The sequence below is a fragment of the Gordonia sp. 34D genome (assembly GCF_056682775.1).
The window spans coordinates 3,611,541-3,626,397 of the sequence record NZ_CM155293.1 but is presented as its reverse complement, the minus strand read 5'-3'; the positions used below and the strand labels follow the sequence as shown (position 1 = coordinate 3,626,397).

Below are 14,857 nucleotides of genomic sequence, written 5' to 3'. Positions count from 1 at the left end.
CCGATCTCAAAGCGCCTTTGGCTTATCGTACGTCCCAATCGGACCACTACTGAAGTCGTGTGGCAACCGCCACCGCTTTGTGTTCCAGGTCTCGCCAGGTGCCCGCTGAGATAACCGGCGCGGTATGGCCGCCCGCGATGAAATCGTCGAGTGTTTCGAGTGTTGAGTACCTCGGTTGGAAGCCCAACTCCTCGCGCATCCGGGTGGTGTCGACAACCCGCCCGTACGACAGGTACGGCGTATTTTCCGACCGGATGATTGGCAGCCGTCCGTCTTGCATTACTCCGACGATGGGCGAGATCAGCGCACCGGGCACCGGGAGTTGGATGTGGCCGGCCCGCTGCACGCATTGCGAGAGGCTGACGATCCCTTCGCCCGCGATGTTGAACGTGCCCGGCCGGGCGTGCAGGGTTGTGTGCTCAAGTGCCGCAAGCGCATCTTCCTCGTGGAGAAACTGCAGCCGAGGTTGGTGGCCGAATGCTTTCGGTACGACGGGCAGCGCCAAGTAGGCGCTCATTCGAGTCCGGATGCGTGGCCCGAGGAGCGACTGGAATCGCAGGATCGTGACGTCGACGTCCCGACGACGGCGCGACACCCCGCGCACGTAGCCCTCCATGTCGATCAAGTCGCGTCCGTAGCCGCGGCGCGGTTCTTTCCGCGCGGGTGTGCCTTCGAGGAAGACGACGGGATCTGCCGGTCCGGCGCCGTAAACCATGGCGCTCGACCGCAGGATGAGTCGCTTCACGGACGGACTGCGCTGACAGGCCGCGGCAACCTGCATGGTGCCGACAACGTTGAGTTCTTTGATCGCCGCCGAATGTTCGACGCTGTCCATGATCGACGGGGCCGCATGCACGACCGTGTCGACGTTGTAGTTGGCGATCACCTTGGCGATGGCGGGGCGACGAATGTCGAGGCGGACAAAGTCGGCGCGGCCCATGCGGCGCAGCAGTGCTTTGCTGGGTACCCGCGAGTCGACGGCTATGACGCGGTCAATGTCGGGGTTTGCGGCCAGCCTGGCCACCAGGTAGCCACCGAGGAAGGTCGACGCGCCGGTTACCAGAACTGAGCGCGGCAGCGGTGCACTGTTTGCCTGATCGTTCATGTTGCATCCTCGGTCATGCGGTCAGCTTATCCCGACCCCGGAAAGCACAGAACCCGCCACGAGGGCGGGTTCTGGGTTGATCATTTGCCGAGTTTACGACGCTGCACTCGTGTGCGGCGGAGAAGCTTACGATGCTTCTTCTTCGACATGCGCTTGCGACGCTTCTTGATTACGGAACCCATGGGGTCTCCCTCGCGATTGGTACTGATTGGACTCAAGTGGCCTGGCCGAAAGACTCATGCCGGGCCGTCGCCGACAGGGGTACAACCAGGCGACAGCGACCTGACCGATTATGTTACCGACCGGATGAACCTGAGGCTAATCAGGCCCTCACACTTGTCGCCGTGCTGGTTAATCCCACTGAACCGTCGACCTAACGCCGAAGCCCCCCAACCGCGTGGGCGGGCGGGGGTCTCGGCGGTTATTGGCTCGACCTAGCCTGCGTCGAAGTACGAGGTTTCCAGGTACTCGTGCACGGCCTTGGCGTGCACGCGGAACGAGCGGCCAACGCGCACGGCAGGCAGTTCGCCGTTGTGCACGAGACGGTAGACGGTCATCTTCGAGACACGCATCAGTGATGCGACCTCGGCGACGGTGAGGAACTGAGTGGCAGACGCTCCGTTGACTCCGCGGTCTGCGAAATCGTTACGTTCACCAGGCTTTTCTGCTGCAGCCATGAAAATACCAACCTTCGGTGCACGCATCGCGGCCACCGGCTTCCCCTCCGGCGGACATCAGACACGTACGTGCTAGCAGCAGCTTAGCGTGACTAATGTGAAAAGTGCGACGTGAGTGGCGAAATGCTGGCGACTCGCCGCGCGCTACGGCTCGTAAATCCCGCATTCCCGCAGGCTGGGCCGCTATTGTGCCTCGCCTGCAGATTCGGCACCAAGTTGAACGCCCATTCCAGAACCCTCAACTTCCACTCGACGTCCAGTTTTCGCGCTGACTTCAGCACAGGCAGCCGTTGCCTCGTTGACGGCATGCCGCAAGCCATACCGCTCAAACTCTCGCAGGGCGGCCGCGGTGGTACCGGCAGGCGAGGTGACCGCCGCACGCAGTTCCAGCGGCGACAGCCCCGATTCGCTCAACAACATGCCCGCACCCTTGATGGTCTGCACGGCCAGTTCGCTGGCCTGCGGACGCGTCAGACCCAGCGCCACGCCCGCGTCGATCAGCGCCTCAACCATCAGGAAAAAGTACGCGGGCCCGGAGCCGGAAATCGCGGTGACCGCATCCATCAGCTTCTCCGGCACCACGGTCACCTTGCCGACCGACTCGAGCAGTCGCACCGTCAGCGCCACTTGCTCTTCTTCGGCATAGCGTCCGGGGCTGACGGCCGACATCGCTTCCCCGACCAGCATCGGGGTGTTCGGCATGACGCGAATGACCGGCGAACCGGCCTGCAGCGCATTCTCGTAGCGCGAGGTAGGGATACCGGCGACCAAAGTAACGGTGATGCGTTCGAGTTCGCTGTTGTCGTCGGTCACCGACAGCTTGCTAAGGACACCGTCGACGGCATCGGGCTTGACCGCGATGAACACCACGCGTGCGCCTTCGACAGCGTCGCTGATGTCGTCGGTCACCCGAATCCCGTAATCCTCGACGAGCTCGGCCGACCGTTCCGGCGACAGTTCCACGACGGCGAGGTCGCGGGCCGACTTGCCCGCGCCAATCAAACCGGCCAGCAGTGCCTCACCGATCTTGCCGCCTCCGATGATTACGACGCGTTCGGCCATGGTCGACCACTACCTTTCACAAAGAAGTTTTCACCGCGATTTTTCGCGATGAGTCAGGAAACGATTAGAGCAGCTTCGCTATTGGGACGCTGCGGGGATCAACGCTAACTGGCGCGATTGAGCGACCGTCGCGCCGGTCGCATCAAGGACAACGTGATCTTCAGCGAACATGCCGTGACCGACTTCGGAGGTGGTCGCCGCGAACCGCAGCCAGCCGTCGGGCCGATCTTGAGCAATGTCGGGGATACGTCGCAAATAGGTCGTCAGCTGGACCGTCGGAGCCCAGCCGAACATCCCGAGGTTCATCACGACGGGCGGCGACAGATCGGCCACCAGGATCGGGAAGTCGGCCCGCACGCCGGGCGCCTGCCGATCGGCGTTCTTGGGTCGAGTCCATCCGCGCACCAGCGGTTCGCCCTTTTCGCCGCGGGCGGCTGGAAACTTGTCCATGTCGAGAACCACGTCGAGCGCGGCCCCAAGGTGGACGACGTTGCCCATCGGGGTGGAGTACAGGTCGACCGAACCGGGTGGCGGTTCGACCGGCAGGTCGCTGACCGGCGTTTCGGCTCGGTAGTGAGCGTCGCCATGATCGGGACGACCCAGCGTGACGGTGGAAGTAACCATGGTGCGGTCGTGCTGGCGGACATCCACGCGCGCCAGCGACACCGTGCGCCCAGTCTTGATCAGCGACACCTGAACGTCGACCTCGGCAGGGTCGGGTGCCAGCAGATAGTCCGACGCGATGGCCAACACCCCGGCTTCGGGATCCGGACCACCGAGGTCACGGTAGGCCTGCCTAGCTGCCGCCGCGACCACCATTTGCAAGCTGCCGCCGTGCACTTTGGGCCCGATTGTGAACACCGGGTCGATCGTGGCGCGGTAGGTCGCGCCCCCGTCCGACGGCGAGCCCAATTGGGTCACGGATGTTAGGGATGAGAGGTCAGTCGACATGGCTGGCATCTTTCGGTTCCCGGCGCAGGTGGGTCCGCGCGAAATCCAGGGAGCGTGCCAGCATCGCGGCGCGCTCATTCTTGGTCCGGGCCGATCCCGTTTGCACCTCCAGGACCACCGCGCCGGCGAAGTTGCTGGCGGCGAGGTTGCGGCACACTTCGATACACGGCTGCGACCCGTCCCCGGGAATCAGATGTTCATCGTGCGCGGCACCGGTTCCGTCGGTCAGGTGCAAGTGTTCCAAGCCGGCACCCATGCGTTCCTGCAGGCCGAGCGCGTCGGCACCAGCGGTCGCCGCGTGCGACAGGTCGAGCGTGTAGTGCTCGTAGCCGTCGGCCGTCGGATCGATCGACTTACCGAACGCCGATGCGCTGCGGCCCGGGTCACCACCCCGTGCGGCCATGCGGCGCGCTGACCGCTCCCCCGCGCCAAAGATTCGGTCGGCACGCATCGGGAACATGTTTTCTACCGCGACAGCCACATCCGACGACGCTTCCAGTTCGGCCACGAGGTCGTCGAAGGCGGCGACGTACTCGCGCTGCCAGCGGAAGGGCGGATGAACCACCACGGTGCCGGCACCGAGGTCTTCGGCGGCTTGCACGGAACGGCGCAGTTTGAGCCGCGGATCGCGGCCCCAAACTCGCTGCGAAATCAGCAGGCAGGGGGCATGCACGGAAAGCACCGGCACCTGGTATTTCTGCGACAGGTGCGTCACATGGGCGACGTCTTGGCTGACGGGGTCGCCCCACACCATGAGTTCGATGCCGTCGTAGCCGAGGTCGGCGGCGTACCGGAACGCGGCCTCCGTGTTCTGCGGATACACCGACGCCGTGGAGAGCCCAATGGGGATCGGGAATTGGAGTTCAGACACGTGTACCGGCTCAGGCCGCCAGCAAGACGAGCGGCCCGATGGTCACCAGCATGCCGACACCGAGCGCCAGGAGCGTGGTCGCCAGGTCGCGCTTACGGAGGATGTGCGCAAAGGTGACGATCGCGAAGATCACCACAACCGCCAGAATCAGCGCCAAGTACACGTAACGCTTCCACAGTTCGGTAAAGCCCCAGAACAGGCCGGCACCGATCACCAGTCCGCCAACCATTTCGGCGAGCAGCGTCAGCCACCCCATGAGGGCCGACGACCCCAGAGCTGCGGTCTTGTCGACGTTTGCCGACGTACTGGTGCCGACAGCCTCGGCGTCTACGCCGGAGTCGGCGATCAGGCTGCCTGCCTCGTCCAGATCGTCCCCGACCTCCGCGTCGTCGACCAGCGAAGTCGCCTGTGACTTCTTCGCGGCCTTCACCCGGCGTGCCCGCTTACGCAGCGAACGCTTGTCCGGCTTGGCGGCGGCCAGGATCTCCGGGGTGTCATCGGCTTCATCGAGTTCCGGCTCGACCGACGTCTCATCCTCGTCGAAGGTCTCGTCCAGCTCGCGCTCATCAAGATCGGTGTCGACGAGTGCGAGTTCATCAATCTCGGTATCAGCTTCGGGGCCGTCGACGAGGGACTGGAGCTGAGCGGTCGTCGCGACATCGGGGTCTCCGCCGGTCGCACCGACGACCACCGGTGTACCCGGCGTGGCCGGTGCGGTGCGGTATTCGACGGGCGGCAGGTCGACGCCGAGCAGATCGTCGGCGGCAACCCGGGTAAAGCCGTCGGTCGCAAAGTCTTCTTCGTCGTCGTAGACGATCGGGATAATGCCGGTGACCGCATTGGCCGCCGGATCGGGAGCTGGCTCGGCCTTCGGTTTGACCGGCGGATGCGACGGCATGCCTGACGCGCCGACCGTCCGTCGTCCGGCACGACCTTCGTCGTCAGGGGACTTCGGGAACGCCGCATCCGTCTCGGATCGAGCAATCAGCTCCGAGACAGTGATCGGCCTTGCTCGTGGACCGGAATCCTTGGCCATACCTGGGGTACCCCGTTTTCAGCGTCGAACTGTCAACATGTCGTGTCCGAAAGTTCTCCGGACGCCCGCACCGAGGACACTCGGCTAGCCAGCACTCACCATGGCCCCGGCCGGCTCGGCATCGAGGCGTCGAAGGATGACACCTTCTCGCAGAGCCCACGGACAGATCTCAAGTGTATCCACACCGGTGGCCCGCATCGCTGCCTCTGCCACCAGCGCGCCCCCGACGATTTGTGCCGCACGGTCGGCGCTCACGCCCTCGAGTCCAGCCCTGTCGGCCGCCGTCATCCGGGAAATGAACGCAATCAGTTGTCGTAATCCACTCACGGTGAGAGTCCGACGCACACGCGGTCCCGCACCCGACGGTGCCGCGCCGGTTAGTCGGGCCAGGGATCGGAAGGTCTTCGAGGAGCCGACCGACAGTTCAACTTTTCCGGCGGCGGACAGTTCCTTCGCGGGTTCGCGAAGTTCAGCGTCGAGCCAGTCGCGAAGCACCGACACGTGCCGCTTGCTGGGTGGGTCACCGGGCAGCCAGTCGCGGGTCAGCCGACCGGCACCGAGCGGCAACGACAACGCGACGTCGGGTTCTTCGTCGACGCCGCTGGTCATTTCGAGACTGCCACCGCCAATATCGAAGGTGAGGATGCGGCCCGCGCTCCAGCCGTACCAGCGGCGGACCGCGAGCGACGTCAGGCGGGCTTCGTCGACTCCTTCGAGCACGTCGACGGTAAGACCCGAAGCGTCCTTGACCTGCTTGAGTACCTCGTCGGTGTTGGTGGCGTCGCGGACGGCCGACGTCGCAAACGCCATCACCTGTTCGCAGCCGGATGCCTTCGCGATCCGCGAAAAGTCTTCTACCGTCGAGGTGAGGGCGTCGGCACCGGATTTGGTAATCCGGCCCTCCTCGTCGATCTCCTCTGCTAGCCGCAGCACGGCCTTCGTCGAACTCATCGGGCTGGGGTGACCACCTCGATGCGCGTCGACAACGAGCAGATGAACGGTGTTGCTGCCTACGTCGAGCACTCCTAGTCGCACGTGGTCAAAACTACTGGTCCGCGCGCCTCAACGCGACCCGACGTGCCCAAACGCCCGATGGGACTACGGTAGGTCGTTGAACCGAAGAAAGAACGATGGTGGCTGACTCCAAGAAATCTAAGGGCAACAAGCGCCCTGCCGCACCGGTCCCGGAAGTCCCGTTGGACTTTGCGCGCGAATGGTACGAGTTCGTCGACCCGGACGACTCAGATCACGTGATCACCGCCGACCTGACGTGGCTCCTGTCTCGATGGAATTGCGTCTTTGGCACGCCCGCCTGTCACGGAATCATCGCAAGCCGACCCTCCGATGGTTGCTGTACCCACGGCGCGTACCTCAGCGACGAGGAGGACCGTGAGAAGTTGGCCGCGGGCGTGGCGATGTTGACGAAGGACGATTGGCAGTTCTTCGATCTGGGTTCGGCAGACGATCCCCTCGATGAGGGTGGTTACCTGGTTGAAGCCGACGACCTCGAAGGCGAACCCGCCCTGAAGACTCGCCTGCACGACGGTGCCTGCATTTTCTTGAACCGCCCCGGGTTCCCCGCGGGGCAGGGCTGTTCACTGCATTCGATGGCCTTGCGCAAGGGCCTCGAACCGCTCACGGTGAAGCCCGAAGTCTGCTGGCAGCTACCGATGCGTCGCGAAGAAGAGTGGGTAACTCGGCCCGACGACACCGAGGTTTTGAAGACCACGATCACCGAGTTCGATCGTCGTGGTTGGGGCGAGGGCGGACATGACCTCGATTGGTATTGCTCGGGATCGCCAGAGGCGCACACCGGTGCCAAGCAAGTCTTCGAGTCGTACCGCCCCGAACTCGTCGAACTGATCGGCGAGAACGCCTACGAGGTCCTCGCTGCCGCCTGTCGTCGTCGAACTGAACTCGGCCTGGTCGCCGTCCATCCGGCCACCGCCGCCGCCACGTCCCGCCGAAAGACGGACCTCAAGTACGAGCAGCTATAGGCGCTTACCCCACCCGCGCGGCGCGTTCTCGCATGATGCGTCGATTCCCGCACTATGTCAGACGTAGTGCGGGAATCGACGCATCATGCGAGAACAGCGGGAGCGGAGCGAGCGCTATGCCTCGAACTTGTAGCCGAGGCCGCGGACGGTGATGAGGTGGCGGGGCTGGGAGGGGTCGGGTTCGACCTTCGACCGCAGTCGCTTGACGTGGACGTCGAGGGTTTTAGTGTCGCCGACGTAGTCGGCACCCCACACGCGGTCGATCAGTTGGCTGCGCGTCAAGACGCGGCCGGAATTGCGAAGCAAGTACTCGAGAAGGTCGAACTCTTTCAGCGGCAACGTGACCTCATTACCGGCGACGGCAACGGTGTGGCGCTGCACGTCCATGCGGACCGGGCCCACCTCGACGACGCCGATCGCCGCATCTTCGTCGTCGGCCACCACACCGCCGCGGCGCAGCACGGCGCGAATACGGGCGATCAACTCGCGAGCCGAATACGGCTTCGTCACGTAGTCGTCGGCGCCCAATTCCAGTCCGACAACCTTGTCGATCTCGCTGTCACGAGCGGTCACCATAATCACCGGGACGGCCGAGCGCACTCGAATCTGCTTGCAAATCTCGGTACCCGACATGCCGGGCAGCATCAAATCCAGCAAGACGATGTCCGGGTTGACCCGCTCAAAGGTCGAAACCGCCAGCGCGCCGTCGTTGACGATGCTCGCCTCGAAGCCTTCCTTGCGGAGCAAGAAAGCCAGCGGGTCGGCTAGCGATTCTTCGTCTTCAACGATCAGTACGTGCGTCAACTCGTCAGTTCCTCTGTGTTCGTCGACGGTCCACCGGGCGGTGACGTCGGGTCGATGGGGATGTACAGGCTAAAGGTCGATCCGGTGCCGGGCCGTGACCACAAACCAATGTGTCCGCCATGGCTGGCCGCGACGTGCTTTGCGATAGCAAGACCGAGGCCGGTACCGCCGGTCGCGCGAGAGCGCGCCTTGTCGACTCGGAAAAACCGTTCAAACACTCGCTGCTGGTCCGCCGGGGCAATTCCGATCCCGCGGTCGGTGATGGCGATCATCACCATCTCCTCGTCGTCGAGGGTGACTGCCTTGCGGCTAACTGAGACCACCTCGCCGGCGGGCGAATGGTTAATGGCGTTGATCAACAGGTTCGACAATGCCGTCAACAGCAGCGTGCGGTCGCCCTGGATGAAAAGGCCGCTGTGGCCGTCGGTCACCAGGTCGATCTCCGCTACCTCGGCCGAAACCCCCGCCGCCGCAACCGCGTCGTCGACGAGCGCATCGACGTCGACCTGCGTGAAGTCCGGGATACGACCTTCCTGCAGCCGCGAAAGACCAATCAACTCGTTGACCAGTGACCCCATCCGGGTCGCTTCCTTCAAGACGCGGCGACCGAAGTGCTCCACAGCTTCCGGATCGTCGCGCGATTCGAGCATCGCCTCGGTCATCAGACTGATGGCACCGAGCGGGGTCTTCAGCTCGTGGGAGACGTTCGCGGCGAAGTCGCGCCGGGTGGCCTCCACCCGCTGGTTGGTGGAGTCGTCGTCTCCGAACACCAGGGCGTACCCAACGCCGTCGAACGTTGCCAACTGCGCAATGCAACGAACATTCTCGACCTGGCGGGGCATGGTGCGGCCCGTCGACAGGAAACCCAGTGACGAGTGCGGCGGAACAAAGTCGAAGTGTCGGTCGATGCCGGTCAGGAAGACCTCGGTGACAACCTCTGCGACGCCGTCGGCGAGTTGGTCACGCAGCATGCCAAGCTCTGCGGCGCGCTTGTTGTAGAGAATGACCTGGTGGTATTCGTCGACGACGACAATCCCGGTCGCGGTGTGCGCGACGATCAGCCCGAGTAGATCGGGGCGGAAACGCTGATGATCGACGATCACCAGATCTTCAAGTGGCGTGTCGGCAGCACCGGCTCCGGCCGCACCCATCGGCTCCTCGCCCCGCACGTCTCCCTGCTTCGCTCAACTGACATGAACAGCTTCTGACCGTTCCGGTAACCCGGATACCCCCGAAGCTTACGTTGAACCGGCCGTTGTTCGCAGCCTGTGGGCTCAGTATTCGAAGCGTGTTCACGGCACGTTCGCCTGGGTTGCAGACAAGTAAACCCCCGGGGTGCCGGGGGTTTACTCGGTTCATCTCAAGAGGCTTTAGGACGCGACGATGTCGTTGTACTCGGGATGTTTCTTGACGTAACTCTGAACGTACGAGCAGACCGGCACGACTGTTTGGCCGTTGGCGCGAATGTCGTCGAGGACATGCTTGACCAGTTCGCCCGCGTAGCCGCGGCCACCGAAGCGGTCGTAGACCACGGTGTGCGTCAGGGCGAGACGATCGCCATCTTGCGTGTAGTCCACATAGCCGACTTCGAGCGGCGCGTCCGCTTCCAAAACATCGGCGCGATAGCGCTCGCGGGAAGCGATGTGAGTTATCTGAAGAGTACCGTCAGCCATAGCTTCTAATGTAGCGCAGGCCACATGGGTGCGCCACGCGTGGCAGAGCTACTTATTGCCCTGTGCGGCAACGGCTGCCGCGCCTGCGGCCGCCGCTTCCGGATCCAGGTAGACGCCGCCCTTGGTGACCGGACGGAGGTTGTCGTCTAGGTCGTAGCGCAGCGGGTTGCCGGTCGGAATGTTGAGCTCGGAGATGTCGGCATCGGAGATGCCGTCGAGGTGCTTGACGAGGGCCCGCAGCGAGTTGCCGTGCGCTGCGACGAGGACGGTCTTACCGGCGCGCAGGTCGGCTTCGATGGACTCGGTGTAGTACGGGATGAGGCGTTTGACGACGTCTTCGAGGCACTCGGTCAGGGGAACTTCGATGCCCGTGTAGCGGGGGTCACCGACCTGGCTGTACTCGGCGTCAGCTTCGATGGCCGGCGGCGGGGTGTCGTAGCTGCGGCGCCACAGCATGAACTGCTCGTCCCCGTACTTGGCCTTGGTTTCGGCCTTGTTCAGCCCCTGCAGGGCACCGTAGTGACGTTCATTGAGACGCCAGTCGCGGACTACCGGAATCCAGTGGCGGTTGGCGGTGTCGAGCGCGATCTGCGCGGTGATGATGGCGCGACGCAGCAGCGACGTGTAGAGCACGTCGGGGAGCAGGTTGTGTTCAACGAGGAGTTCGCCAGCGTGAACCGCTTCAGCGCGGCCCTTGTCGGTGAGGGCCACATCGACCCATCCGGTGAACTGGTTGGAAGCGTTCCACTCGCTCTCGCCGTGACGCATCAGAATCAGGGTGCCGTTGCTCATAACGGCCAGTTTCCCATATCGCTCACCAACTCCGGCAACCACCGCGTAACCCGACGTGCTCGATTACGACGGGGCGTCTCCAACCGACCACACGGGCAGCGCATCGGGATCATCGAGCGGGGCAATTTCGGGGAGTTCAGACTCGTCGATGAGGTGGGCGAAGGCCTCGAGATTTCGCATCGACTCACCGCGCGCCTTGCGCCACGCCCATTCACGTTTGATGGAGGTCAGGAAGCCAATCTCAAGGATCTGATTGAAGTCGCCATCGGCAGCCTCCAGTACTTGACCGAGGATGCGGTCGACTTCATCGCGCGTCAATGCGTCCACCGAGATTCGACCGACGAGGTAAATGTCGCCGATGTTGTCGAGGGTGTACGCAACGCCGTACAGCCGCCGGTTACGCTTCAGCAGGTACTTGTAAACACCTTCGAGATTCTCGTCGGCTCGGCGGCATACAAAGGCTTCGACGCGGACGCCGTGTGCGCCTGCGGTCAGCAAGACCGTGGTTTTGAGCTTCTTCTCGCCCGGCAACTCGATGACGAAGTGCTCGGATTTGGCCCCGCCGGAATCCTTCCTCGCGTACGGGATTCCCGTTTCGTCGAGGACCGCGACCAACGCGGCAATTGTTTCGGCCGGGTTCTGTTTTTCGTTCACGCCAAAATCCTCGCTCGGTTGCGCCAGTGTTGGGAGCCGAACCGCGTCTGGTCCAGCGGTCGCGTGGCGCCCAGGGCAGCACCGGCGCGCGCGTAGCTTTCCAGTAGCGCGTCGGTGGTGTGCTCCCACGAAAACTGTTGGGCGTGGGCTGCGGCCGCTCGGCCCATTTGTGCCCGACGTGCCGGGTTGTTGATTAGTTCGGCAAGTTTGGGTGTCCAGATTTCGATGTCGTGTCCGTCGACGAGGACACCGGATCTGCCGTCGTCTACCGCCACGGAGAGTCCGCCAACGTTGGCAGCGATCACCGGTACACCGCAGGCCTGCGCCTCGATGGCGACGAGCCCAAAGCTCTCCGAGTAGCTCGGCACGGCAACTACGTCGGACGCCCGATAAACGTGGACCAGTTGGTCCGGAGCCTGCGGCGGCAGGAAGTCGACGCGGTCGGCCAGTCTCAATTCGTTGACCAGGTCGATCAGGGCGGTTGGTTGCGCGAGACCACTGCCCGATGGCCCTCCGACCACCAGCACGCGGAGGCGCCCGGTGGAGTCAGCGCGAAGTAGCGGGGCCATCGCCGAGACGAGCACATCGGGGGCCTTGAGTGGCTGGATGCGGCCAACGAAAGTCACGAGCACATCGTCGGCGGCCAACCCCAGGCGAGCGCGGGACTCGGCACGGTCGCCCGGCGAGTATTGATCGAGGTCGGCACCCGGCACCACAACGTCGATCCGCGACGGGTCGGCCCCGTACATGTCGACAAGTTCGGCGACTTCGGTCTGCGTGTTGGCGATGAGACGGTCGGCTTCGTCGACGACTTGCTGTTCGCCGACAACGCGCACCATGGGCTCGGCCGGGTCGCCTTCGGCGAGGGAGGCGTTCTTCACTGCGGCCAGCGTGTGGGCGGTGTGCACCAACGGAACACCCCAGCGGTCGCGCGCCAGCCAACCAACCTGGCCGGACAGCCAATAGTGCGAATGGATGAGTTCGTAATAGCCGGGCTTCTGCGCGGCCTCGGCACGCAGCACGTTGGCCGAGAATGCGCAGAGTTGACCGGGGAGGTCACGCTTGTCGAGGCCGTCGAATGGTCCGGCGACCACATTGCGGACGGTCACTCCGGGGGCAGCCTCGACCACCGGTTTGTCGCTCGACGACGTCGCCCGGGTAAAGATCTCGACTTCGATGCCGCGGCGGGCCAGGCGGGTCGCGGTCTGCCAGACGTAAACGTTCATGCCACCTGCGTCACCCGTGCCGGGCTGTGCCAGTGGTGAAGTGTGCACCGAGATCAACGCAATGCGTCTCGGGGCGTGGCCGACGGTCATACCACCAGAGTAGATAATCGACGACGAATTGGGTGCGCCGCGTCTGGCACCGATCGCGACAATGCGACATATGCACAGCTAGGCATTGCTTCGACAAGATCTACTTCCCGGTAATACACTCTCTCGGTAACGATTTTCATTATCTAGAGAAGGTGGATTTCCCACATGACACGACCCGGCATCGCGCGGCGCATCACCCTGGCAGTGGCCACCCTTCTCGCCGTAGCGACCGCAACCGCCTGCGGAGCCGACAGCAGCGGTCCGCAAGCTACTGACCATCCGGTGGTCGTTGCCTCGACCGATGTGTGGGCTTCGGTCGCGAGCGCGGTCGGCGGCGATCGTGCCGAGGTGATCGCGCTATACAAGTCGCCGGACGGCGATCCCCACGAGTACGAACCCTCGAGCGCCGATACTGCCCGCGTGCACGACGCCAACCTCATCGTCATGAACGGCGAGCACTACGACGCGTTCATGGAGACCGCCGCCGAAGGTGCCGAGGGTGCCAAGGTCGTCGCCTACGACGCGCGGTCGGACCAGGACCGCGGAAACGAACACGTCTTCTACGACCTCGCCGCCGTCGCCGACACAGCCAACCAGATCGCCGACAAGTTGGCTGACATCGCTCCGGTGAACGCCGACTACTACCGGGGCCGCGCGTCCGACTTCGTCGGCCAGATCGGCACGCTGCGCGCAGCTCTCGATGCCATCAAGCAAAGCCACGGCGGCACCGAGATCGCCGCCACCGAACCCCTCGCCGCCACGATGATTACCGATGCCGGACTGGTCGACGCTGCTCCGGCCGGCTTCCAGGAGGCCGTCGAGCAGGGGCAGTCACCGTCAGCCGCCGATCTCGCCAAGTTCAATGACCTGCTGTCACAGCACCGGGTTAAGGCACTGATCTACAACACCCAGGCCGTTGATTCGAGCACGCAAGCAGTCTTGGACACCGCGCGGGCGTCGAAGATCGCCATCGTCGAGTTCACGGAGTCGCTTCCCGCCGGGGTCACCGACTACATCACGTGGCAGCGTGCGCAGATCGATGCACTGGCGAAAGCCCTGAACTCGTGAGCACCGACGGTACCGCCACCGATGCAGCATTGAGTTTCCGCGACGTCGGTCTCACGTTCGGCGACCGCACGCTGTGGAGCGGCCTCGACCTCGACATCGCGCCCGGCGAGTTTGTGGCCGTACTGGGACCGAATGGTTCGGGTAAGACCTCGCTGCTGCGTGCGATCTTGGGGCAGACGGCGTTGTCGTCCGGTTCCATCACCGCCCACGGCAATATCGGCTACGTGCCACAGCAGCATGCCGAGGACTCGGACTCCATGATGCTGCGTGGCCGGGACCTGGTGGGATTCGGTGTCGACGGCGCTCGTTGGGGCGTCGGCCTGCGCGGGATCCGTCAGCGCCGTGCGTTGGTCGACGCCGCCGTGGCCGAGGTCGGCGCGGAAGCCTTCGCCGACCGGCCGCTGGGTTTGCTGTCCGGTGGCGAACAACAGCGGTTGCGGATCGCTCAGGCGTTGACGCGCGATCCGGAAATCCTGCTGTGCGACGAGCCGCTGTCGAGCCTCGATCTGGCCAGCCAGAGCGTGGTCGTTGACCTGCTTGATTCCCGTCGCCGCCGGGCAAACACCGCGGTCCTATTCGTGACGCACGAGCTGAATCCGGTGTTGCCCTTCGTGGATCGGGTTCTCTACTTGGCTGGCGGCTCGTTCCGCATCGGGTCGGTGACCGAAGTGATGAATTCGCAAACGTTGAGCGAGCTGTACGGCAGTCCCGTGGAGGTATTGCGGATCGGCGGGCGACTGGTGGTGCTCGGCGGCGATGACGACCACCACTGCGCGACGCACACCTATCCCGGTGACGCGCTCGGCACCGATGTCGGTTTCGCTATTGCCGGGGACGACCTGTGATCGGCC

At 64.0% G+C, this 14,857-nt stretch carries 17 protein-coding genes; 3 read left to right on the top strand and 14 right to left on the bottom strand.

Annotated features, from left to right (window positions below):
* Positions 1-46: 46 nt before the first annotated feature.
* From AC1L34_RS16885 to AC1L34_RS16850, 8 genes are all read right to left on the bottom strand, one after another.
* Positions 47-1,105 (bottom strand): NAD-dependent epimerase/dehydratase family protein, encoded by a 1,059-nt coding sequence (locus AC1L34_RS16885; RefSeq protein ID WP_424294302.1) that lies wholly within the window; start codon positions 1,103-1,105, stop codon positions 47-49.
* An 80-nt stretch (positions 1,106-1,185) separates the two neighbouring features.
* Positions 1,186-1,287: a 30S ribosomal protein bS22 gene (locus tag AC1L34_RS16880; protein WP_003402602.1), complete on the bottom strand. Its 102-nt coding sequence runs from the start codon at positions 1,285-1,287 to the stop codon at positions 1,186-1,188.
* Positions 1,288-1,539: 252 nt separating this feature from the next.
* Positions 1,540-1,782 (bottom strand): helix-turn-helix domain-containing protein, encoded by a 243-nt coding sequence (locus tag AC1L34_RS16875; RefSeq protein WP_424294309.1) that lies wholly within the window; start codon positions 1,780-1,782, stop codon positions 1,540-1,542.
* A gap of 183 nt (positions 1,783-1,965) precedes the next feature.
* Positions 1,966-2,844, bottom strand: a complete 879-nt coding sequence (proC, locus tag AC1L34_RS16870; RefSeq protein WP_424294303.1) for a pyrroline-5-carboxylate reductase — start codon at positions 2,842-2,844, stop codon at positions 1,966-1,968.
* A gap of 78 nt (positions 2,845-2,922) precedes the next feature.
* Positions 2,923-3,795, bottom strand: coding sequence for a thioesterase family protein (locus tag AC1L34_RS16865; RefSeq protein ID WP_424323923.1), 873 nt, complete (start codon positions 3,793-3,795; stop codon positions 2,923-2,925).
* Positions 3,785-4,666 carry a sugar phosphate isomerase/epimerase family protein gene (locus AC1L34_RS16860; RefSeq protein WP_424294305.1) on the bottom strand — a complete coding sequence of 294 codons (882 nt, stop codon included), beginning with the start codon at positions 4,664-4,666 and terminating at the stop codon, positions 3,785-3,787. Before AC1L34_RS16860 ends, AC1L34_RS16865 begins: the two co-directional genes overlap by 11 nt.
* Before the next feature lie 10 nt (positions 4,667-4,676).
* On the bottom strand, positions 4,677-5,702 hold the full coding sequence (locus AC1L34_RS16855) for a GtrA domain-containing protein (RefSeq protein ID WP_480034957.1): 1,026 nt from the start codon (positions 5,700-5,702) through the stop codon (positions 4,677-4,679).
* An 84-nt stretch (positions 5,703-5,786) separates the two neighbouring features.
* Complete coding sequence (locus AC1L34_RS16850) at positions 5,787-6,737, bottom strand: Ppx/GppA phosphatase family protein (RefSeq protein ID WP_424294307.1); 951 nt, start codon at positions 6,735-6,737, stop codon at positions 5,787-5,789.
* A 95-nt stretch (positions 6,738-6,832) separates the two neighbouring features.
* On the opposite strand from AC1L34_RS16850, the gene AC1L34_RS16845 reads away from it, so the two are divergent.
* On the top strand, positions 6,833-7,699 hold the full coding sequence (locus AC1L34_RS16845) for a DUF3109 family protein (RefSeq protein WP_424294308.1): 867 nt from the start codon (positions 6,833-6,835) through the stop codon (positions 7,697-7,699).
* Between the two features lie 114 nt (positions 7,700-7,813).
* Here the strand turns inward: AC1L34_RS16845 and AC1L34_RS16840 are convergent, their stop codons facing one another.
* The 6 genes from AC1L34_RS16840 to mshA form a co-directional block, all read right to left on the bottom strand.
* Entirely contained in the window at positions 7,814-8,503 is a 690-nt protein-coding gene (locus tag AC1L34_RS16840) for a winged helix-turn-helix domain-containing protein (RefSeq protein WP_424293899.1), read from the bottom strand.
* Positions 8,500-9,654 (bottom strand): sensor histidine kinase, encoded by a 1,155-nt coding sequence (locus AC1L34_RS16835; RefSeq protein ID WP_424293898.1) that lies wholly within the window; start codon positions 9,652-9,654, stop codon positions 8,500-8,502. The genes AC1L34_RS16840 and AC1L34_RS16835 overlap by 4 nt, the downstream gene beginning before the upstream one ends.
* Before the next feature lie 219 nt (positions 9,655-9,873).
* On the bottom strand, positions 9,874-10,176 hold the full coding sequence (locus AC1L34_RS16830; protein WP_424293897.1) for a GNAT family N-acetyltransferase: 303 nt from the start codon (positions 10,174-10,176) through the stop codon (positions 9,874-9,876).
* Positions 10,177-10,224: 48 nt separating this feature from the next.
* A complete protein-coding gene (locus tag AC1L34_RS16825; protein WP_424293896.1) occupies positions 10,225-10,968 on the bottom strand; it encodes a phosphoglyceromutase in 744 nt (247 codons plus the stop codon).
* A 63-nt stretch (positions 10,969-11,031) separates the two neighbouring features.
* Positions 11,032-11,622, bottom strand: a complete 591-nt coding sequence (locus AC1L34_RS16820; RefSeq protein ID WP_424293895.1) for a type III secretion system chaperone family protein — start codon at positions 11,620-11,622, stop codon at positions 11,032-11,034.
* Positions 11,619-12,938 (bottom strand): D-inositol-3-phosphate glycosyltransferase, encoded by a 1,320-nt coding sequence (gene mshA / locus AC1L34_RS16815; RefSeq protein ID WP_424293894.1) that lies wholly within the window; start codon positions 12,936-12,938, stop codon positions 11,619-11,621. Before mshA ends, AC1L34_RS16820 begins: the two co-directional genes overlap by 4 nt.
* Before the next feature lie 165 nt (positions 12,939-13,103).
* Here mshA and AC1L34_RS16810 point away from each other — a divergent pair, with 165 nt between their 5' ends.
* Complete coding sequence (locus AC1L34_RS16810) at positions 13,104-14,006, top strand: metal ABC transporter solute-binding protein, Zn/Mn family (RefSeq protein WP_424293893.1); 903 nt, start codon at positions 13,104-13,106, stop codon at positions 14,004-14,006.
* Positions 14,003-14,851: a metal ABC transporter ATP-binding protein gene (locus AC1L34_RS16805; protein ID WP_424322729.1), complete on the top strand. Its 849-nt coding sequence runs from the start codon at positions 14,003-14,005 to the stop codon at positions 14,849-14,851. Before AC1L34_RS16810 ends, AC1L34_RS16805 begins: the two co-directional genes overlap by 4 nt.
* Positions 14,852-14,857 lie beyond the last annotated feature (6 nt).